General features: G+C 63.6%; 16 protein-coding genes. 1 reads left to right on the forward strand and 15 read right to left on the reverse strand.

The window, feature by feature from the left end; all coding sequences use genetic code 11:
* Positions 1-85: 85 nt before the first annotated feature.
* The 4 genes from AC06E9_RS01000 to AC06E9_RS01015 all read right to left on the reverse strand — a co-directional run bounded on the left by AC06E9_RS01000 (position 86) and on the right by AC06E9_RS01015 (position 3,281).
* Positions 86-1,132, reverse strand: a complete 1,047-nt coding sequence (locus tag AC06E9_RS01000) for a FecR family protein (protein ID WP_478055287.1) — start codon at positions 1,130-1,132, stop codon at positions 86-88.
* Between the two features lie 5 nt (positions 1,133-1,137).
* Complete coding sequence (locus AC06E9_RS01005) at positions 1,138-1,662, reverse strand: RNA polymerase sigma factor (protein WP_478055288.1); 525 nt, start codon at positions 1,660-1,662, stop codon at positions 1,138-1,140.
* 125 nt (positions 1,663-1,787) lie between these two features.
* Positions 1,788-2,633, reverse strand: coding sequence for a 3-methyl-2-oxobutanoate hydroxymethyltransferase (panB, locus tag AC06E9_RS01010; RefSeq protein ID WP_152153399.1), 846 nt, complete (start codon positions 2,631-2,633; stop codon positions 1,788-1,790).
* Positions 2,634-2,663: 30 nt separating this feature from the next.
* Entirely contained in the window at positions 2,664-3,281 is a 618-nt protein-coding gene (locus AC06E9_RS01015) for a LysE family translocator (protein WP_478055289.1), read from the reverse strand.
* Between the two features lie 119 nt (positions 3,282-3,400).
* Here AC06E9_RS01015 and AC06E9_RS01020 point away from each other — a divergent pair, with 119 nt between their 5' ends.
* Positions 3,401-3,862: an Lrp/AsnC family transcriptional regulator gene (locus tag AC06E9_RS01020; protein ID WP_478055290.1), complete on the forward strand. Its 462-nt coding sequence runs from the start codon at positions 3,401-3,403 to the stop codon at positions 3,860-3,862.
* A 457-nt stretch (positions 3,863-4,319) separates the two neighbouring features.
* On the opposite strand, the gene AC06E9_RS01025 is transcribed toward AC06E9_RS01020, so the two are convergent.
* The 11 genes from AC06E9_RS01025 to AC06E9_RS01075 all read right to left on the reverse strand — a co-directional run bounded on the left by AC06E9_RS01025 (position 4,320) and on the right by AC06E9_RS01075 (position 19,345).
* The gene (locus AC06E9_RS01025) at positions 4,320-4,955 is read right to left on the reverse strand and encodes a DUF6988 family protein (protein WP_478055291.1); all 636 of its coding nucleotides are present in this window, start codon (positions 4,953-4,955) and stop codon (positions 4,320-4,322) included.
* A gap of 283 nt (positions 4,956-5,238) precedes the next feature.
* On the reverse strand, positions 5,239-5,541 hold the full coding sequence (locus tag AC06E9_RS01030) for a hypothetical protein (RefSeq protein WP_478055292.1): 303 nt from the start codon (positions 5,539-5,541) through the stop codon (positions 5,239-5,241).
* Between the two features lie 408 nt (positions 5,542-5,949).
* A complete protein-coding gene (locus AC06E9_RS01035) occupies positions 5,950-6,747 on the reverse strand; it encodes a KilA-N domain-containing protein (protein WP_478055293.1) in 798 nt (265 codons plus the stop codon).
* Positions 6,748-7,209: 462 nt separating this feature from the next.
* Complete coding sequence (locus tag AC06E9_RS01040; RefSeq protein WP_478055294.1) at positions 7,210-7,443, reverse strand: hypothetical protein; 234 nt, start codon at positions 7,441-7,443, stop codon at positions 7,210-7,212.
* A complete protein-coding gene (locus AC06E9_RS01045) occupies positions 7,433-8,569 on the reverse strand; it encodes a hypothetical protein (RefSeq protein WP_478055295.1) in 1,137 nt (378 codons plus the stop codon). Before AC06E9_RS01045 ends, AC06E9_RS01040 begins: the two co-directional genes overlap by 11 nt.
* Positions 8,570-9,251: 682 nt before the next feature.
* A complete protein-coding gene (locus tag AC06E9_RS01050; RefSeq protein ID WP_478055296.1) occupies positions 9,252-9,554 on the reverse strand; it encodes a hypothetical protein in 303 nt (100 codons plus the stop codon).
* A gap of 23 nt (positions 9,555-9,577) precedes the next feature.
* The gene (locus AC06E9_RS01055; RefSeq protein ID WP_478055297.1) at positions 9,578-10,591 is read right to left on the reverse strand and encodes a hypothetical protein; all 1,014 of its coding nucleotides are present in this window, start codon (positions 10,589-10,591) and stop codon (positions 9,578-9,580) included.
* Between the two features lie 5 nt (positions 10,592-10,596).
* A complete protein-coding gene (locus tag AC06E9_RS01060; RefSeq protein ID WP_478055298.1) occupies positions 10,597-14,193 on the reverse strand; it encodes a hypothetical protein in 3,597 nt (1,198 codons plus the stop codon).
* A 3-nt stretch (positions 14,194-14,196) separates the two neighbouring features.
* A complete protein-coding gene (locus AC06E9_RS01065; RefSeq protein ID WP_478055299.1) occupies positions 14,197-14,613 on the reverse strand; it encodes a hypothetical protein in 417 nt (138 codons plus the stop codon).
* A complete protein-coding gene (locus AC06E9_RS01070) occupies positions 14,610-18,722 on the reverse strand; it encodes a Laminin subunit alpha-2 (RefSeq protein WP_478055300.1) in 4,113 nt (1,370 codons plus the stop codon). The genes AC06E9_RS01065 and AC06E9_RS01070 overlap by 4 nt, the downstream gene beginning before the upstream one ends.
* On the reverse strand, positions 18,722-19,345 hold the full coding sequence (locus tag AC06E9_RS01075) for a hypothetical protein (protein ID WP_478055302.1): 624 nt from the start codon (positions 19,343-19,345) through the stop codon (positions 18,722-18,724). Before AC06E9_RS01075 ends, AC06E9_RS01070 begins: the two co-directional genes overlap by 1 nt.
* Between the last annotated feature and the right edge of the window lie 43 nt (positions 19,346-19,388).

Genomic DNA, 19,388 nt, shown 5'->3' on the forward strand with positions numbered 1-19,388 from the left:
GGCGAGGATCGGGCACCGGCATTTCGATGAATTTTTTTTGACAGCCGCTCGATATGCGCCGCGCGATGACGCGCGGATAGTGCAATTACTGTTGTTTCGCGCTGGTTTCCGCCGCTGCTCGGCTGCTCACGTGGATCTGTTTGTCGACCACGCGCGTGCGCAGCGATGGCTGCTGATCGAGGAAGGTACGAAGTGATGCAAGATCGTCGCCACGCAGGTTGCCGGTCAGTCGCAGTGCCCCGGCGACATCGTCGTCCACCTGCAGGCGCACGCGGTTGAGGCGATTGAACTGCTCGGCCACCTCGCGCAGCGGCTCATCCTGGAACACCACGCGGCGACGCCACCAGGCGGTCATCGTGTCCGCATGCTGCTGGCGGAGGCTGACGGTCTGATCGCGGTAGTCGATGTGGGCACTCTGGCCCGCGCGAAGATCGGCGAGCAGCCGGCCCTGGCCCGAGTCGCCGCGGATCTGCACGCTGCCCTCGGCCACCTCGATCCGCGCCTGCTCGCGCCGCAGCGACACGTCGAACGTCGTGCCGATATCGCGCACCTCCAGCCCGGCCGCATGCACGGCAAAGGGACGGCGTTCCTCGGCCACCACAAAGCTGGCCTGCCCGCGCGACAGCTCCACCCGGCGGCTCAACAAGGTGAAGCGGATCGACAGTTCACTTTCCGCGTTCAGATGCACGACGGTGTGGTCCGGTAGCGTAAATCGCTGTGGTGCGCCGTGTTCCGCCACATAGTGCCGGGTCTGTGGCCACGCCATGTGCCCCACGAACACGACACCCAGCAGCAACGCGGCCGCTGCGGCGATGCCCGGCAGGTGCCGGCGCGGCGCACGGGAGGCCGCGGGCGGTGGAGGGCGTCGCCGCACCGGCAAGGCCACCACGTTGTGGTCGGCGGGCGGCGGACCGGCGGCGATCAGTGCATCCAGATCCACTGCCATGCCGCGCAGCGCATCACTGAGCTCGCTGGCGACGCGGCTGACCGTGATGTACTCGCGCAGGTGTGTGGGTGAGGTCACCAGCCATTTCATGAACTGGCGTTGCTGCTCGGGGGTCACCCCGCCCTGGCGCTGCAGCGCATGCCAGTGCGCGGCCTCGTTGGCGAGGGACGGGCGTGGGGCGGGCATCTCGCTCACCACGCCTCCGCATGACCGGCCAGCGCACGGCGACACACGGACAGCCCGCGCACCACATGCTTCTTGACCATGTGCGAGGACACGCCGAGCCGCTCGGCGATCTCCTTGTAGCTGAGCCCATCGCGATACTGCATCACCAGCACGGCGCGGGTGTGCTCGGGCAAGGTGCCCAGCAGCGTCTGCAGGTGCGTGCGGCGCTGCTCACGCTCGGCGGCGTCTTCCACGGTTTCCTCGCCGGTCAACAGCGTGGTGAGGTTCTCAAGATCATCGATCGGCAGCATCGACCAGCGCCGGCGCGCGGCCTGCTCGCGTGCGAGATTCTGCGCGACAGTGAACAGGTAGGCCTCCGGATTGGCGATCGCCTCGCCTTGATCCTCATGTGCGCGCAGCAGGCGCAGATAGGTTTCCTGCACCATGTCCTCGGCATCCTGACGCGCACCGCGGCGGGTGAAGAATCCCCTCAGCACCGGCCCCTGTTCCAGAAACATGCGCGCCAAACGCCGTTTTGCGTGTTCGGCCACGGTCCCACCTCGCCCCCAGGTGCGGCGAAGGTACGTGGCTCGCATGACGATTCGATGACGCAGACGACACGGTACCGCCGCGCGGCGATACCGTGGACACGCGCCTCAGGCGGTACGTGCGTCGATCAGAACGTGTGTTCCGGGCCGGGGAACGTGCCTGCCCCCACCTCTTCCGCGAACTCACGCGCGGCCTTCTGCAGCAAGCCGTGCATATCCGCGTACTGCTTCACGAAGCGCGGCAGCTTGCCGGTGCGCAGCCCGGCCATGTCCTGCCAGACCAGCACCTGTGCATCGCAATCGCTGCCGGCCCCGATGCCCACCGTCGGAATCTTCAGCGCGGCGGTGATCTGTGCGGCGACCGCGCCGGGCACCATCTCCATCAGCACCGCGAAGGCACCTGCGGCTTCCAGCGCGCGCGCTTCCTCGATCAGCCGAGCGCCATCCTCGCCCCGCCCCTGCACGCGGAAGCCACCGAGCTGGTGCTCCGATTGCGGAGTGAAGCCGATGTGCGCCATCACCGGGATGCCGCAGCTGACCAGCTTGCGCACCTGCGGCACCATCTCGATGCCGCCCTCCAGCTTGACCGCGTGGGCCCCGCCTTCCTTCATGAAGCGCACCGCCGTGTGGAAGCACTGCTCCGGCGAGGCCTGATAGGAACCGAACGGCAGATCGGCGATCACCAGCGGCCGCCGCGTGCAGCGGCTCACCGCGCGCACCAGCGGCATCAGCTCATCGACCGTGACCGGCAGCAGCGAGTCGTTGCCGAACACGTTGTTGGAGGCCGAATCGCCGATCAGCAGCACCGGAATGCCGGCGTCTTCGAAGATCGCCGCGGTGTACATGTCGTAGGCGGTGAGCATGGCCCACTTTTCGCCGCGCTCCTTCATCTGCTGCAGGTGCGGAATGCGCACGCGCGGTGCCGGGACCGGGGCGCTGCCCGGCGTTGCGTAGGGATGGAGCTGTTCGGTCATGCCAAGGATCCTCGTGGGGACAACGTGGGGTCAGAGTGTGCCGGTTCCGCTCAACAACAGCACGGCGATCAGGATCATGGCGGCGCCCGAGACGCGGCCGACCACGCGTGATGCACGCGGGCGCGTGCGCAGCACGGCACCGGCGCCATACCCGACTGCCAGATAGACCGCCGCGCAGCTGACCAGGTGCACCATGCCCAGCGCGATGATCTGCACAGGCATCGCCCATGCCGCGCTGGCGGAAATGAACTGCGGCAGCAGCGCCAGGAACAACAACAGCACCTTGGGATTGAGCCCGCTGACGCAGGCGCCCTTGACTGCCCAGTGGCGCCATCCCGTCACCGCTCCCGCATCTTCGGCCGCAGCCACCGGCGGATGGCGCAGCAGCCCGATGCCCAGCCACAGCAGATACAGCGCGCCAAGCACGGTCAGTACGTGCAGCGCGACCGGCGCGCGGGCGAACAGCGCGCCGACGCCCGCAGCGACCAGCCCGATCGCCAGCAGATGGCCAGACAACAGCCCGGCCACGGCAGGCACCACCGCCCGCCCGCGCAGGCCGGCAGCGATCGCATGCGCCCAATCCGCACCGGGGGTGAGCACGAAGAGGATCGAGACCGCCCAGAAGGCGACGATGACGCTGGGTTGCATGGGGTCCAATGGGCGGTCTTGCCGCGATCTGCGTGCCAGACAGAAGAATATTCCCGCGTCTCTGGAATGTGCTTCCAAATACTTGCCCTGCGCCGCGCATCAGGAGGAAACTCTTGCGCATGGACATCACCGATCAGCGGATTCTTGCCGAGCTGCAGAAAGACGGCCGCCTCACCGTGACCGAACTGGCCGAGCGCATCGGCCTGAGCGTCTCGCCCTGTCACCGCCGCGTGCGTGCCCTGGAGCAGTCCGGCGCAATCCGCGGCTACCGCGCCGAGCTCGATCCCGCCGCCTTGGGTCTGAAGTTCTCAGCGCTGGTGTTCATCACCCTGCGCGACGGCGACCGCCGCGCGGTGGACGCCTTCGAACACGCGGTGGCCGACGTGCCACAGGTGCTGCAGGCGCAGCGTCTGTTCGGCGATCCGGACTACCTGCTGCACGTCATTACCCGTGACCTGGCCGCGTTCCGGCAGCTCTACGACGAACACCTCTCTGCCCTGCCCGGCGTGCAACGGCTCACCTCCACCCTGGTGATGAAGGACGTGGTGATCGACCGGCCGCTGCCGTTGCACGGGCATTGAGGCAACGGCGTTATACCCTCAAATCGCGGCCTGCATCCAACGGCGAATGACCCGCCGGAAGAAATGTGCGACCGGCGTACTACGCACCGACGGCACCCGCACAACCGGACAACGCCAAGGCGATCGCCACGTTGATCGGGCTGCGGTATGACCGGCAACCGACAGCAGCCCAAACAGAAAAAAGGCCTGCGCATCGCTGCACAAGCCTTTGATCGAATCACCAACATTGGTCGGGACGGCCGGATTTGAACCGACGACCCTCTGCCCCCCAGGCATCGCGGCTGACGCCGACAAACGATTGATCCTAAAGGATAAGAAAGGCCCATGATCGCCAACCAAATGCTTATTTGTAGCCGATACCTATCAATAAGTTACAACCCGATAGGGTGACCCGAGTTTGCAGCCACCGCCAGCTTCCAGCGACGCGAGGCTCCACTCGGACTGAATCGGATTCCGTCTAGGCTGAGAACGGCTCCAGCTCTGGGAGGACATCGCAGAATTCCACGTGTAGCGCCGCCATCAGCTCGAGAACGCTGGTATCTCCAGTGATTTCGCTTAGGGCAATCAGGGTCAGCATGGTGAAAGCATTTGAATTCTTTAGTTGGTCCGTGAGCAGTTGTTCTGGATAGCCCAACCCGCCTCGATGGACGGGGTGGATGCCGCCGTGGACGTAGGAATTCAATCCGTCCCATAGTCGAGCTCGGGCTCTGCGAAGAAGAGCTGCAGCGCCCCTTGGGCCCGAAGCATCAAGGGCCACCAGCATGTCTGCGAGGCCGGGAAGCCTCTTTGCGGCCTGCTGGCTCTCTATTGTCAGCGGGGCCAAGAGTCGCGTCAGGTCGCCCTCCCCCGCCGCGTGTCGTGCCCAGATTGCCCGCACCAGCGCCTCGAACTGTGGACGCAATAGCGCTATCGCAGATGGAGGGACCTGCAGCAGCAGCATTCGCACAGATTTGCCGTGATCCAGAGCGAGAACACATAGACTCGCTACCGCCGCAGCCTTCGGATCAGCTGGCACTTCGGACTCATCCCATACCGCGTCCACGAGCGCTTCTAGCAGCAGGGAGCGGTCAACCGCCGTGCGGAGCAGGTCCATCCGGGTAGATCCTCCTAGACTGTCGGTACTCCTCGATGGTGTCAGATCCTAGCGTGAAGCGGCACCGCCGCGAAAGGATCGGCTAAGCAGGCGCTAGCCGCGCCTGGTGCATCGCGTTCACGGCAACGATCGACTCATCCCTCCTAAGCGAGCGTCGAGCAGAAGATTAAAAGTTCGCATCCATGAGCTTGCGCCGCAAGGGCTGCGGCCCTCCGCGTTTTCAGGATACAACCCCGTGGAACCATTGCCCCCGCAGGCCCCTTCCGTGGGTTTTCAGGAGCCCTCACGGCACCTTCGGGGGACGCGTCGCGGCGATCAGGCGCCGCTGCTGCTGAATTTCCAGGCGCAACCGGGCTTGATGGCGCTCGATCCATAGCTCAGCCCCGGCCCGGCCCTGCTCGTGGGTGCTGCATGGACGGCGGGTCTGTTGCTCCCGCGGTAGGTGCTGATCCAGGGCGGCGAAGTACGGCCCGCCCCAGTGTTCCTGGTATAGCCGGACCACCCACACGCCCTCGAACGCGATCACGTCCTTTTCGTGGGCGGTCGCGGCGGCTCTCTGCCAGCGGAAGTCGGGGGGGAACGGCATGGGCGCAGGATACGCCCAGCCGTCTCAGGGGTTGCGACGGGGATTGGCACTGAACTTCCAACACCAACCTGCCCAAGGAAATCGCCAGTTAACAGGAGAACCTAGGCTTGCCGAACTTCTGACGAAGTTCCGCCACTAGATTCTTGTCGTCGGTATGGAGGGTCTCACTCTCATCCACATCGATTGGTGCACCTACTGCTGCGACCACTACCTCCCGACGCACAGTGAGGACAGTTCCAGCCGGCACTGGCCGCTCCTCCCGCTTATGGTCATGCCGATAGCTTCCACTTACCCAACCGGAAGGGGTCAAGTGTTCATCTTCCCACTCTTTGCTCAAAGCCATGATCTTCTCCTTAAATTGAGAGCCAGACATAGCCGCCTGCCATAGGTGGCAGGCGGCCACCCCACTTATGCCGCAGGCAACCTCATGACACCAGGAGCGTCCAAGAGGATCCTATCGAGGTGGGGAAGAGCCCCTGGGTCACGCTCGCGGAAATACTGGTACGCCTTCATCGGCAACCAGACCTCGTTGAAATGCAAGCGGAACGCATGCAAATATCCAATCGGGTACATCTTGGCGTCGCAGACCCTACCGTCCGCATACTTGTGCTTGTATGTCGGCATCTTGGAGGTATCAACCCCTTGGTCTCGCAGCCATTTCGCGAACATCTTGCCTTCGGAAATATCGGGCACCATACGCTCGGGCAGCGTGTATCCGCGGGCCTCAAGCGGCGCGATCAACGCAAGGGCGAGCTCATTCAGGATCGAAAAGTGCGTGTAAGGCACCTTGTCCTTGTTTGCCAAGTAGCGCTGGATATGGTGCGGCAATCCAGGGCCCGGAGCGCCGCTCGGCTGACGCCCGGAAAGCCATTCACGGACCCACTTTGCAACAGCCACGGCAAACTTCGGGGAAAGCCACTGAGCCAAGTGGATGGCCACATCTGGGTGAACCCAGGTTCCCTGCGGACCAGAGCCGCCCTTAACTACTTGAATCAGAAGCGATGTCGGAATTCCGACATCGGCTGAGAGCTCGGCCAGGAACGCTGACGTGCCAGCATTCTCTAAGTAGTGCCCGAGCCGCTTGCCGACCGCCTGACACATGGCGGTGGCATTGATGTAGCCATCGAGCTTGCGCTGCTCAATGAGGGTGTTGTCCATCTGGCGATGGATCAGGTGAAGCGACAACTGTTGGGTATTACTGTTCATGGAGTATTGCCTTTTAGTGTTGCAGGCAAAGCCATGGCTTCAACTAGCGAAATACGACCCAGGTCACAAAACGTTAGTAACGATGGATTGACACGTATTGCATACGGCGTATGATTCGCTGCGTTACTTCTAGGGAAGTTGTTGCCACTGCTCGGCACTGCTTTCGTAACACCGCCCTGCCTAGTTGTCGCTAGGTGGGGCTTTTTATTGCCCCGGCGGTGGCGCCGGGGAATCCCGACGGCCACAAGATAGTGAGGCCGTTCAGCCCCGTCAACGCCAAATGTAGTGAATTTTCCTAATCCCTTGCGGCGCAAGGGCTGGCCGGAACTGGCGTCCGACGAATGGTCTGGACCTGTCGAAATGGGTTGCGCAGTCAAGGCCAATTAAGGTAGGCGCTCCGGGACTCAGTACCCACAATAATAGAACAGTGAAACTCACAGCAGTGACACTCCTAAGCTGGCATCAGACCCCAACCTCGACCAGCGGCAAGTTGGGCGCCGCTTCGACTACCCGCCCGCCCTTGACCCACACGTTGTAGGGAATGGCACCACCCAAGATGCCAATCGCCCGCATCTGCGCCCCGTCATAGGTCGTCAAGCTACTGGTCCCATCCGCGTTGTGCGCGGTGACCGTCGCCAGCAGCCGCGGGCTGGCGCTGACCAGCCCGTCGAATTGATCCCACAGTTCAGTCCGCATCGCTGTAGTGCCTCTCAAGAGTGATGGTCTGCTCGATCACGACGGCCTTCTCGCCGATGCGCGCCTCGGTTCGGACCGCCGTACACAGGCCGTGCCACGTGCCTTCCTCCCCCACCACCTCGACCAGGTCGAGCGGCAGAATCCGGCCGACCTCGCCCGGGCGCAGCGGCGCGGTGAAAAGGGGCACCACCAGATCGATGGCCGCCTGCTCGCCGCGGTCAGCCAGGATGTTCCGGCCCCGCTCAGCACCGGCGGCGGCGGTGTTGATCAGCGGGCTGCTCACCTGCTGAGCGAACAGCTGCCCGGCCTCGCCGGCGCGCCGCACCTTGCAGGTGACGCCCTTCCCCGCCAACTCACCGGTGACGACAACGGCGTCGTATAGGGGCGCGCTGCGCATCTGGAGGCTCTCATTCGTGATGATGTCCTCCTGCAGCACGTGCGCCGGGGTACGATCGCGCCAGTCCCAGGGGCTGTCCGGATACCGCGCACGCACCCGCAGGGTGGGCTCGGCCGGATCCGACTGGACCACCGCCCCGCTGGCCTCGGCCAGACGGCTGATCGCATCCAGCGCCGGCAGCGCGTCGTAGAACCAGGCACCCGGGGGCACCAGCCAGTCCACGGTGTCATAGCTGGCGGTAAAGCCCGTGTCGGCCAGCTCTTCGTCCACCAGCTGGGCCATGCTGCGCTCTTCCGTGGTCGCCTTCACCCGGCCTGGCGCGTAGGGCCCGGCGAGCAGCGCGGTGCGCGACCTGCCCGCCAGTGTTGCGCCGGTACGGCTCCATTCCCGGCGGCCACTGTAGCTCTCCATGACGGCCGTCCAGACGTAGCCGTTGAGGTTGATTTCAATCAGCCGCGGCCCGGCCGCCGTCGGCTTGAGCAGCGCGAGCTGCGCACTGTCGGCCAGCTCGATGTCGTAGCTGCTGCCCCACGCATCGACGCTGGAGGAGATGGAGATGCTCTCCACTTGGATCGGGATGCGGTCTGGCAAGCGGACCACGGAAACGCTGTTGATCACGACGTATGTCCTTCGTTGCGGGCGGACCAGGTAGCAGGCGGTCACGCCGAGATTTAGGGGAGCGAAGCCGGGTACGCCGACGATGGCGCAACCGAGGTTGAGGCCAATCAAGTTTCCTGGCGGGAACGTAGGCTGCGGTTCCGGATCCGGCCCCGGCGGCTTGGCCGGGCGCACGATCCACGGCAGGGGTCTCGCAGGTCGCCACGGCAAGCGCGCACCCCAGCGGGTGGTGACTGGGTGCCCCCACGGAAGACGCCGTCCCGCCGACACGAGGGGAAGCTGGCAGCGCCAGTTGAGATCCAAGGACCGACCACCTCGCAAGCCGCTTGCCCAAGGCAATACCGCGCTTGCCCGCACCCCGAGCAGATGCGCCCGCCACTTCAGCGTTAGGCTGGACCATGTCAGCGGCAGAGCGCCCCAACCGAGCTCGCGGCCTACGCGGGCCTTCGGTGTGGATTGCCTCCAACGCAGCACGCTGCCTCCCTTGAGCAAGGGCGTGAGCCCCCAAGGCAGCTGAGCCGAATGCGTGATCAATGGAGCCCGCCCCCACGCTGTATCGGCAGCGCGGGTCAGGACATCCGAGTAGCCCCAACCCACAAGTGCAGCAACACGGATCCGGCCGGCGTCTCGCCAGCAAAGCGCCGTCGAAGATCGCAACGTAGCCGGCACAGGCTCGGGCCCGGGACCATCGTCCCAATCGATGCCCAGGTTCAATCCAACACGAGCGCCGCCCAAGCCGGGGAGAGGGCCAAGATTCAGCCCCACATGGCGTCCATCAGAAGTGATCATGAGATCAGACCATGGGTGCAGGTGAAATCCAGTCTTGTATCGCCGCGTTCTGCAAGCCGCGGTCATCCAAGCCGATCACTAGATACTTGCGCCCCATGTCCAACCCTTCGACGCGCCAGGTTCCATCCGGCAATGACCGAGTCAATGCAACGGGACTCATGGTGATGCGGTCAAGAACCATGATTCGGCCTACGGAGGGCTGATTCATGATACGCAGGCGTCCATCAACGTCAGGCTGCTCGACCGTCGGGGCCTCTCCAGCAAGAAAGCCTCTGAAAGCAGCAGAGGCCCGCGAAACAACCATCATTCCAAGAACACGAGTTGCTTTTGTTACCACCAGCCACCCCCTAGCAAGAACAGCAGCTGCCCTCTGAAAGTGCCGGTGGTAATGGGTGTTGGATAGTAATTTGATGAATAGCCAACGGCGACAAGCTGGGACGCCCCCATAAACTCCACAGGCGGCGACTCAATGCTGAGGTCGGCGAAAGGCCGGACGTGATAGGGGAGGACGATACCGGGCAAACGCCCACGCGGGCGCGAGGGACCCTCAAAAACTTGCACACCCGTGTACAGCAGGCCTCCAGTGAGCTGATCGGGGTAAGGCGTGAGCCATGCAGGGTCAGCATTCCATGCGTGAAATTTCAACACGCGATGCCCGCCGACGAGGTATGCAGAGCCAGGGCCGGCAGGCGTCGCTTGGGTGCGCGGCAAAAAACCGGCAGGCCTTTCCGAATCTATCGTGACGGCAGTATTCGGAGTCGAGAAGATGTGTCCATCGAAGTCCTCAGTTCCCGCATAGCCGGTCAACCCGCTGAATCCGATGCACCAAGGCATGATGTCGCCGGGCTTGTAGGAAATGAAGTCACCGAAGAAGTACGGCTGCCGCTGGTCTACGAGAAGTGCAGGGGCGACGTTGATGAACAGATAGATCGCGCGATTGTCTGCGACCGCCACCCACCTCGACGCAGTCGACCCGAGCGAAGTCGACTTCGCAATCACTGAGCCGAGCGGTCTGTCGGTGCGGCTCGGCGTCGCATCGTCCCCATCTCCAAAACCCCGCAACATCGAGTAACCACGAGCGGTCGCAAAGCGCGCAGTTCCCACAGTCGCAGAATCGTCGACTTCCAGAAAGAAACCGCTGCCTTCAACTGGATCGTTTCTGTAGGCGCGCTTCCCTGCCGCCGAAAGGTGCTTGGACCAACCCGCGCCAGGCTTCGCGGCTCCGCCCACCCCGTAGCCGTCTACAAGGACTGCGTCCAGGAGTGCTATCAAGCTGCCCACCATACCGGTGAGCTGCGGCGCACCAGCGTCGGTACTGCTGTAAACCCTTGGAATCGAACTCATCTGGATCACACTCCTGCGATGTTGCCTATGACTTGGAAGCGGGTTGAGTCAACAACCCCCTGCGGGGCGCCCGGGAGAGTCGTTCGAACCATCCAGACCGGGGCCAAACCCCCGATGGTGTTGAACCGCACGACGTTGTTGGTGGCCCAGCCGGTGCCCCACCCCTGACGACGCAAGGTGAAGTAAGGCTGTCCCGTGCGAGGATTGGTCGGGGCCAGATCGGTGGTGGTGTTCCCATTGACAATGATGCCAACCGTCTCACCGATGACCTCGTACTGCGTGGCGTTGATGAATCGCACCGCCCAACGCTCGGTAATGGCATCGGCATTACTGACCAGCAACGGGTAGTCGGTTTCGTTGTAGGTCGCCGTCGCAGTGCTGCCGATGAGCTGGTCGCTCCATACATTGGTCCATGCCGCCTGATCGAACAGGTTCTGCACTCGGGCCTGCAGATCGAGCGAGCCATTGGCCTCACCCAATCGCAATGCGGTGCTGATCAATGCCCCTTCCGCTGGGAAATCATGGGTCAAGCTGGTGTTGATCTCGATCTCACCGGTGATCTGGGGCTGCACGACCAAGCGACGATCCTCGACTCGCTCACGGATCACGATCGGCAGCGTATATGCGGAGAGATTGAGCGGATTGCTGAAGGTCAGTGAGCCAGTCTCTGTATTGGCCGTATACCACGCGCTGTCAACCGGCAGACCAGTTGCGTCCCGTACCTCGACCGACGCTTGGCGCCCCCGACCAAACGCCACGACCTGGCCCGCTGCCGGCGCGGCGATGGAGTGGTTCGCGGTGTGGTGGATGAGAACGGTCTGACCGGGCTTGAATGCAGGCACGCGGCCGTCGCTGGGCAGCCGCACCGATTCCAAGCCGATCACGACGGCCGAAAGCGGGATTGATCGGAAGACGACTGCGCCGATATAGATCGACCCCGGTAGCACCAGAGTTGGCTTCCACACCTGGGTTCCGACCACCGCGCCAGGGTCGTACCAGGGCTCGCCTTCATTACCGGCCGCCGTAACCATCTGTCCGAACTGAACTTTGACCACTCCCGTTTCCCAATCAACCGTGCCGCGCACCATGGAGCTGGCGAGGATCCCGTTGATGTCTGCCGACGCGCTCAGCTGGATTCCATCCAGCGTCAACGCCCGCAAAGTGAAGTTGCCAGGGCGTAGCGGTGATCCGGGCGTGCGGAAGAACACCGCGGCCGTCCCGGGGTCGGTGATACGGGTGAGCAGGGACAGGATTTTGACCGTGTTGCTGCCGCCAGGCGCCCATTGCGTTAGATTGGCGGCGCCGGCGGCGTAGTCGATCGACCCCGCGTAGATCCCGCCCCCGGAGACGGGATCGATAGAGTGGTAAAGCCCTCCATTGCGATCGACGTAATTCCTCCCCTTGAAGGTAAATCGGACGCTCCCGGGGACGATGGAGTCGCTGATGGTCGGGGTCAGAAGCAACTGCAGCGGAGGCAGTGGAAGAGCTTCATTGGCCGCGGTCGGCGTGGTGCCGGCGACCATCCACCCCATCGAAATCAGCGTGCCTGCGGAGAACTTGGCCTCCACGTCCTGGCGAACATATCCGCTGACTTTCCAACGGCCATCCACTCGTGCGTAAGTGGGAATGGACACCTGATGAACCGCGAAACGCCCGGCCTGCAGGTTGACCGCGCCCGTGCTGTAGTTGATCGAGCCAAGTATTTCACCCGCCGCTTGGCCGCCTACCGACTGCGACACGATGTTGCCCACCCCATCGTCCTTGGCGAGCACCCGCATCGCATGCGGCGTGCTCGGCATGCCGTCAGCACCGGCGTCTACAGAGATAGTCCAGTCCAACGCCAGCGACCCGGCGCGGATGGGTCCGTTGGGCACAACGAAGGCGACGACGCCGGATCCATCAGGGACCGGCTGCGCGGTAGCGCTCAAAGCCTGCCCATACTCATATGTGCATGCCAGCTGGCTATCCGCGTCGGGCAGTTCCACCGGCCGGATCAGCACCTCGCCGGTCGTGTAGCCGATTGACCCACGAAGCACGCCACCGATCAACAGGCCACCTGCCCCATTGTCCGACACCGACACGTCAGCACCAGCAACCCGCAGCGCGAAGGCGGCCGAGCCCGGCACGACGCCGGCTTGACTGAGCATGAAGTGCAGCGCCGGCGGCGCGATTGCGAGATCCCCCGTTCTGGCCTCGGCCAGCACGGGCGTGCCCCAGCTGACGATCACGCTACTGGTGAGGTCCGGAAGCGCGCCAGTGGTCAGCACCACAGCACCGGTGGCGTAGTTGACCGTGCCGCTGCCCTGCCCTGGCTTTCCGGTGAGCTGCCCTCGCCCGTTGTCGCTCAGGCGGATCCACTTGCCCAGAGCGCGATAGTCAACCACCACGGTGCCTGGCGCGGGAAGCGGTCCGATCTGGAACAGCCAGTTGTAGCCCTGATTGTTCTGTGTGACCGCAATCTCGTCGGTGAAGCCTTGCTCGATGATTGCGCCGGCCGGCGTGGCCGTCACGCTGATTGCTGTAGATCCCACGCCATTTGCGTTCGCTATTGCCACCGAACCTGCGAGATAGTCAACCGAGCCGGACCAAGGCGAAGACACCGAGGACACCAGGCCACCGGTGCCGTCGTCGTTCAGCTCGACGGTGCCGGCCAGTACCTTGACAGAGCCGACTGCCAACGGGTTCCCGAGAAACCTTGTAGCCGGCACACCCGCCGGGAACGCTGCTGAGAACGAGAGGCCGAGTGAACCGGAGGGACCGGACGGTACGTAGCTGATCGTGCCCAAACCGGCCAGAACGTCGCTGACGGCCGTCTCTGCGGTCGACGTGGGGACGATGGTCACATAGGGGGTATCCACCTGCACGGACAGGTCACCGGGCTTGGCGGCCGCAGTGAGCCTTTTGACGCTGTAGTAATTTGTGGCCTCGACAATGTTGGTGTCGTAGATGCGAGTGGGCGGCTTGGTGCTGGTGTAGCGGGACACCTCCTGCCCATAGAAGTCAGCGACCAATGCGTTGACTGTTTCGATGACGATCACATCACGCTCAAAGGCGCCGCTGTCGTCGTAGAACGTGCGCGTGGTCCGGGACAGGATGCCTTTCACCCGAATGTACTGCTCGTTGGGCGCATAGCCCGAACCGGCAGTTACCAGGCAGAGGTTGTCGTTGATGTCCGGACTGGAGGCATCCTTCATGCAGTAGAACTGCATCGTCATCTGGCCAATAAAATGGTTGCTCAGCAGGATGTAGCGCGACTCTGCACCACGGGTGATGTAGCTCTCAACTCGGTTGCGAGCGTCAGACCGCACGTCGCTGTAGTTCCCGGTAGCGAACATGCTGACCTGGACACGCGGGTCGGCCGGAGGGTCCAGTAGCACGCCAATCGCGTCCTTGAGGACATCGGTGGTCGGGGTGTCCACGTGCACGAACAGCTTGCGCAGTGTGGCGCGGCCGGTGGTGCGCTCTTCGTCGCCGATATCGGGGAACAGGTTGTTCATCTGCCCGTCCACGATCTCGGTCTGCACCATCCGCCCTCCGCCATCCGGGTTGTCGGTCAGGCGCTGGGACTGGCGCATCTTGATGTCTGTTGCGGAGATCGTCATCGGTTACACCGTCATGAGTCGAAGGGTGATGGAGAAGTAGTCGCCATCCAGCGCGGGGACGGCATAACGGATCGGATCGGCCTCGATGGCGGGGCCATCGGTGCGACGCCATGCCACCGGGAACGAGCGATCGCCACCGTTGTGGGCAGGCATCAGCAGGGACAGCGGCGAGGTGCGCGGCTGCTCCTCGCTCGCCTGCAGGGCGCGCAGTACGGCCAAGGTCACCGGGGCGATGTAGGCGGCGCCCTCGCGTTGGGTCTGCAGCGTGATCGGACGTCCGGCCTGGAGCGCCGACTCCTGCACGATCCGGGCGCCGGTCAGGCTGGTTCGCACCGCCTGACCCACCCGCCAGCCGGTGAATTCGTCAGTCCATTGCAGGTCGGCCGGCAGTTCAATCCCTGCCAACAAGATGCGGCTCATCGGTTACCCCCTGCGCGCACGGAAACGCTCCGGCTGCGCGAGATCTTCTGCAGCACCAACGGCGCCACCAACGCCGCCATCTGCTCGGCCTGGGCTCGGGCCTCCGCGCTGGCGCTGGCCTCCACGCTCTTACTGGGCGCGCGCCAGTCGATCACCAAGATCTCCTGCCCCTTGTTGTCTCCAACACGCTTGGCGTCTGCATCGGCTTGGGCCTTTGCCTCCGCCTCGGCGGCTCGCAACCGTTCTTCCGTGGCGCGCCTTGCCGCCTGATCTCGCTCCAGCCTCTTGCTCTCGATCTGGTTCTCGATCTGAAGGACACTCTCCAGCTCGCCTGGTCCGACAAGATCGAAACGCTCCGCCAGCTCCTTTCGCTTGCCAGAAAGGTCATCGAATGCCTGAAGCGTTCCGTTCAGTTCGTTCTTGTACGCTTCCAGCTCGCGGCGCTGGTCGTACAGGCCGTTCCAGATGTAAGCGAACTGCTGCAGCGAGTTCGGCCCCCCGAGGGTTCCCAGCAGCTCCCACGTCTTTTCGGAGACCTCGCCCATCGAAAGCGAAAAGCCATGCGCTGCAGAAGCGCCCTCTGCGAGGCTACTCGCCGCACTGCTGCCGGCGGCGGCCACCGCCTCAGTCGCAGCCGCCGCGCCCTGTGCCGAGGCCGCGACGCCGTCCAGTTCCTTCGCGGCGCCAGCGGCACCATCGGCAACCTTTCGTGTCGCCTCCCCGCCCCGGCGGCCCATGTCATCCAGGCCATCGCTCACCTGGTAAATGGCCTCCAAGTGAGCCAGCTGCATCTCCACCATTTGTTTGGCTGCGACATCGCTGTCCGCAACCGAGGCACGGGCTGTGTCGCTGTAGGCGCGCATTGCCCGGCGCACATCTTCAATGCTGGCCTTTCCCTGAGAAGCTCCACGCCTGATGGCCTCAAATGCTTCCTTCGCTGCATCGCGTGCCGCGTTGAGCGACGCCTGCGACTGGATCCCCAGCTTCCCGAACTCATCGTTCAGCGGGTTCATCGCATTGGTTATTTCACGGATGCGCGAGTTCAGCGCCGCAGCCGAACGCTCCGCCTGGTCGAAGCCGGTCTTTCCCCGCTTGCCCGCGTCTTCCAGCAACGTGCCAAGCGTCCGGGCCTCTTCCAAGGTGGATACGTTGCCGAGGGCGCTCTTGAACGCTGCCTCGATCTGCACGCCCGTGGACAGGGCGCTGTCGGTGACCGTGGCGAATGCGGCGATCGCGTCGCGCCCGGTCTTACCGAAACTCATTCCCACGCTTTCGGCGGTGACGCCCAGCTTCTGCAATGCAGCCACCAGCGTCTGCTGCAGCACGGCCGAGGCGTTGATTGCCGCGCCAGGGAGCGCCTCAAACGCCGTCTGCGCCGCCATCTGGAAGCGCTGCAGTTCCTCACCCGAGAGCCGCTGGAGCGCGTCCAGCAGCCCGTCACGAATGTTCCGGCTGGCTACCGTGCCTTGCTCTGCCATATGAGCCAGCGCCACGCCAACGTTCTCCAGCGAGGCAATGTCAGCGTAGTTCAGGCTTTGGAACAGGTTACCGATTGAGGTGGCCGCCAGCTTGGCGTCCGAGTCGATCCCCTGCAGCTGCTCCAGAACCAGCTGGGCCCCCGGGCCGATGCCGTTGGCAAGGGCATCGCCCGCAACCCGAGCACCCTCGGCCAGGGCTTTGTAACCCTGATTGACTTCCTGCAAGCGAACCTTGACCTGCTCCAGTTGCTTGAGCTGGTCGTCGGTCGCGATGCCCAAGGCCTCCATCCGGACCAGGAAACCGAGCTGCCCCGCCAGGTATTCCTTCAGGCCGTCCAGCCTGTCCTTGTAAGACTGCCGCTCAGCATCAGCCAGCGCGGCAACCTCGGCCGATGTCCTGACCGCAGTATCGCGGTATTCGATGAACGAATTGGCCGCCTCCTTCCGCGCAACGGCCTCTTGGTACATCACCTCGCGCAGCTGCCGGCTGACCTCGCCCGCATGCTTGCTGGCCGCGCTGTTCTTACCCAGTTCCTCACCCAGAGCCTGGCCCATCGAGCGCAGGCCCTTCAGGGCCACTTCCAGACCCACCAGCCCCACCGTGATCAGCAGAGCCTTCGGCATGGCCTTCAACAGGTTGCCGAGCGTCACTGCGCCCTTGCCGGTCGCATCCATAGCGGCAGCGTTGGCCCACTGAGCGCGCGTGGTCGCAGCCAGGGTTACGCGCCAGGTGTTGAACTGCGCGATCAGCTTGATGATCGAGAAGGTCGCATACACCCTGCCGAGGGTCACCAGCGCGCTGCCGTGCTCCACCACCCACGTGGTGGCGCCCTTGGCCGCCTCGGCCATGGTAATGATCGCGTCGGAGGTCTGCTTTGCCCAGCGGGTGAGCGTGCCGTCCTTGGCAAGCCGGTCAACCGTGGCGAGCATGTCGGTCAGCTGGCCCTTGAAGTAGGCCAGCACACCCTGGTCGGCGACCTCTTGCTTCCAGTCCTTGAACCGCTCGGTGGCTTCCTTCCACAGACCGGCGATCGTACCCACCTTGGCCGCTGCTGCTGCGCCACCATAGGACTCGGTCAGCAGGTCAAGGATGATCGCCTGCGCCTCAGCGACACGGCCTGTGGCTTCCATCTGCTTGATCAGCTGCTTCTGGCTGTCATCCAGCGTGAAGCCCTGCTTGCTCAGCGACTCCATCGCCTTGGAAGGCGTCTGCAGGGCCTTGCCCACCACCTCCGCCGAGGCTTCCAGGCTCATCCCCAAGCGCTGGGCCTGGTCGATCGTGATCTGCATGGCCGCCGGGAACTGCTCGCCGACGATGTTGGTATAGGACAGCAGGCGAACCTGAGCCGCTGAAATCTGGCCGTCATCGAACAGGCCACCCTGCAGCTGCTTGCGCATCCGGGCAAGCTGGGCTGCGGTGAATTCACCCTGCCGGCCGGTTGCGGCCAGAGCCGCCTCCAGCTGCCCGAGCTCCTGCTCCGCGTCGCTGCCTTCCTTGATGATGTCCTTGATGCCATCAACGACCTTGCCAAAGCCGATGAAGCCCAGCGCGGTCGCGGCAATGCCCTTGAGCTTATTGAGGATACTGGTGGTTGCCGCTGCCGACGCACCCAGTTCAGCAGTCCCCTGGGCTGCTTGGCTAGCTCGCTCCTTGTAGCCTTTTAGCGCCTCGGCCGCAGACCGACTGCTCTGGTTCTGCCGACGGAATCGCTCGTCGGCATCCTCCATCGCCAGGTTGCGCCGCCGAACCGCCTCCGCCTCATCCTTGATCGCACGACCCTGTGCCTCAATCGCGTCGGCAGACCGATCGTATTCAGCCAACAGTGACTGTTGCAGCGCACGCAGCCTCTCGGTGTTGTCTGCAAGACCATCCGTGTCAGCAGCAGCATCCACAAGGGCAGATGACTGCTCTTTGAAGCGTTGACGCAGCTGCTCGGCCTCATGCTCGAGTGCTTGCTGACGGGCCAACAAAGACTTTGCAGGCCGGTCAATGGCTTCCAGCTCACGCGCCATATCGGAAACAGCAGACGCCACTCCGTCAAACTCGCTGCTTACATCCGAGAGCTCCTCCCCCATTGTCGAGAGGCTCTTGCGAAGACGGTCGTTCTCTTCGACTTCCCGCTTGATCGCATCAGCGTGAGCAACCAGCTCCGAACGAGAGCTTTCCAGCCTCTCAGCAAGAATGGCCTGACTATGTGCAAAATTGGCAGTCTGGACACCGGCCTCTGCCAGAGCTTCATCCGCTCGCTCGACAGCTGCCCATTGCGCATCCAACGACGCCTTAAGGCGCTGCCCTTCTGAGGCCAACTGGCGCTGAGCATTCAGCAACTCACGCGACGGCTTCTCGGTCTCAGCAAGCTGAAGACTCAGCTGATAGGCTGCCCTCTGATTGATATCAAACTGCTTCTCCAGCTCCGACAGCTGGTCAAGCATGGACTGGTACCCCTGGGCCTTACCAGCGGTCGCGTCAAGCTCAATGAGGGTGTCAACCAACCGCCCAGTTTCTTCCACGGCCTCGGTGGAAACGTCCCCCATTTGGGACAAAGCGATGCGAAGTGCATCAACTCCCTCAGTGCCACTGGTCTCCAGGACCAGTCGCAGCGCTTCCTCGTATGCGGAATTGTTCGCCATCAGAGCTTCCTATTCTTCGCCAATTCCAGCTGCCTTTTAAGCTCTCGGCCCCGGAATGCATTCATCTCCCGAGCCAGCCGCGCCGCCGTCGCTTCGTCCTCGCCCATCACCATCTGATAAGCGCTTGGTCCGGTCAGCGCTTGGAGCTTGCGGCGGCCGTCACGGCCGGACCGCGCGGTGGCGTCGCGAGAGAACTGCCGCACCACCAAGCGCAACTGACCGCCCACCTTAGCGATGAACGCCGAGGTGTAGATCTTTCGCTTCCCTTTCTGTATGTCAGCAGTTGCGCCGGCAGTCTTCCGGCCGCCCCAGCGGCCGCCAAAACCAATGAGCGGCAACGCTTTTGTCGAAGCGTTCAGCGATAGGTACTCGCCGTTCTCATCCACGCCCGAGCGGACCGTGAAACGAGCCACCAGATCGCTCGCGCGGACGTTGTACACGTCACGGATTGCTCTCTTCGCAGCCGGCTCAAAGCGCCTACGGACTGACAAAATCGCCCGGCCGTCGGCCTTGGCGATCGCGGTCCGGCTGAGGCCGCCCACCTCAGCCGAGAGGCGAGCCAATGCAGCGGCATTCATCCGTGCAGTGATGTTGGCGAAGGTGACGGACTTGACCTTTGCCATCTTCAGCTCCCCCTGCCGCACAGAGTGGATGGCGCCCCGAGGG

The sequence above is a fragment of the Stenotrophomonas sp. Steno-Z10-BAI genome, from assembly GCF_056393115.1.

Excerpts from the sequence above, each read along its gene's own strand:
- AC06E9_RS01040 (WP_478055294.1), bottom strand. The coding sequence starts at position 7,443 with ATGCGGACTGAACTGTGGGATCAATTCGACGGGCTGGTCAGCGCCAGC.
- AC06E9_RS01035 (WP_478055293.1), bottom strand. The coding sequence starts at position 6,747 with ATGAACAGTAATACCCAACAGTTGTCGCTTCACCTGATCCATCGCCAG.
- AC06E9_RS01050 (WP_478055296.1), bottom strand. The coding sequence starts at position 9,554 with ATGATGGTTGTTTCGCGGGCCTCTGCTGCTTTCAGAGGCTTTCTTGCT.
- AC06E9_RS01070 (WP_478055300.1), bottom strand. The coding sequence starts at position 18,722 with ATGGCGAACAATTCCGCATACGAGGAAGCGCTGCGACTGGTCCTGGAG.
- AC06E9_RS01055 (WP_478055297.1), bottom strand. The coding sequence starts at position 10,591 with ATGAGTTCGATTCCAAGGGTTTACAGCAGTACCGACGCTGGTGCGCCG.
- AC06E9_RS01000 (WP_478055287.1), bottom strand. The coding sequence starts at position 1,132 with ATGCCCGCCCCACGCCCGTCCCTCGCCAACGAGGCCGCGCACTGGCAT.
- AC06E9_RS01065 (WP_478055299.1), bottom strand. The coding sequence starts at position 14,613 with ATGAGCCGCATCTTGTTGGCAGGGATTGAACTGCCGGCCGACCTGCAA.
- AC06E9_RS01015 (WP_478055289.1), bottom strand. The coding sequence starts at position 3,281 with ATGCAACCCAGCGTCATCGTCGCCTTCTGGGCGGTCTCGATCCTCTTC.
- AC06E9_RS01075 (WP_478055302.1), bottom strand. The coding sequence starts at position 19,345 with ATGGCAAAGGTCAAGTCCGTCACCTTCGCCAACATCACTGCACGGATG.
- AC06E9_RS01030 (WP_478055292.1), bottom strand. The coding sequence starts at position 5,541 with ATGCCGTTCCCCCCCGACTTCCGCTGGCAGAGAGCCGCCGCGACCGCC.
- panB (WP_152153399.1), bottom strand. The coding sequence starts at position 2,633 with ATGACCGAACAGCTCCATCCCTACGCAACGCCGGGCAGCGCCCCGGTC.
- AC06E9_RS01020 (WP_478055290.1), top strand. The coding sequence starts at position 3,401 with ATGGACATCACCGATCAGCGGATTCTTGCCGAGCTGCAGAAAGACGGC.
- AC06E9_RS01060 (WP_478055298.1), bottom strand. The coding sequence starts at position 14,193 with ATGACGATCTCCGCAACAGACATCAAGATGCGCCAGTCCCAGCGCCTG.
- AC06E9_RS01025 (WP_478055291.1), bottom strand. The coding sequence starts at position 4,955 with ATGGACCTGCTCCGCACGGCGGTTGACCGCTCCCTGCTGCTAGAAGCG.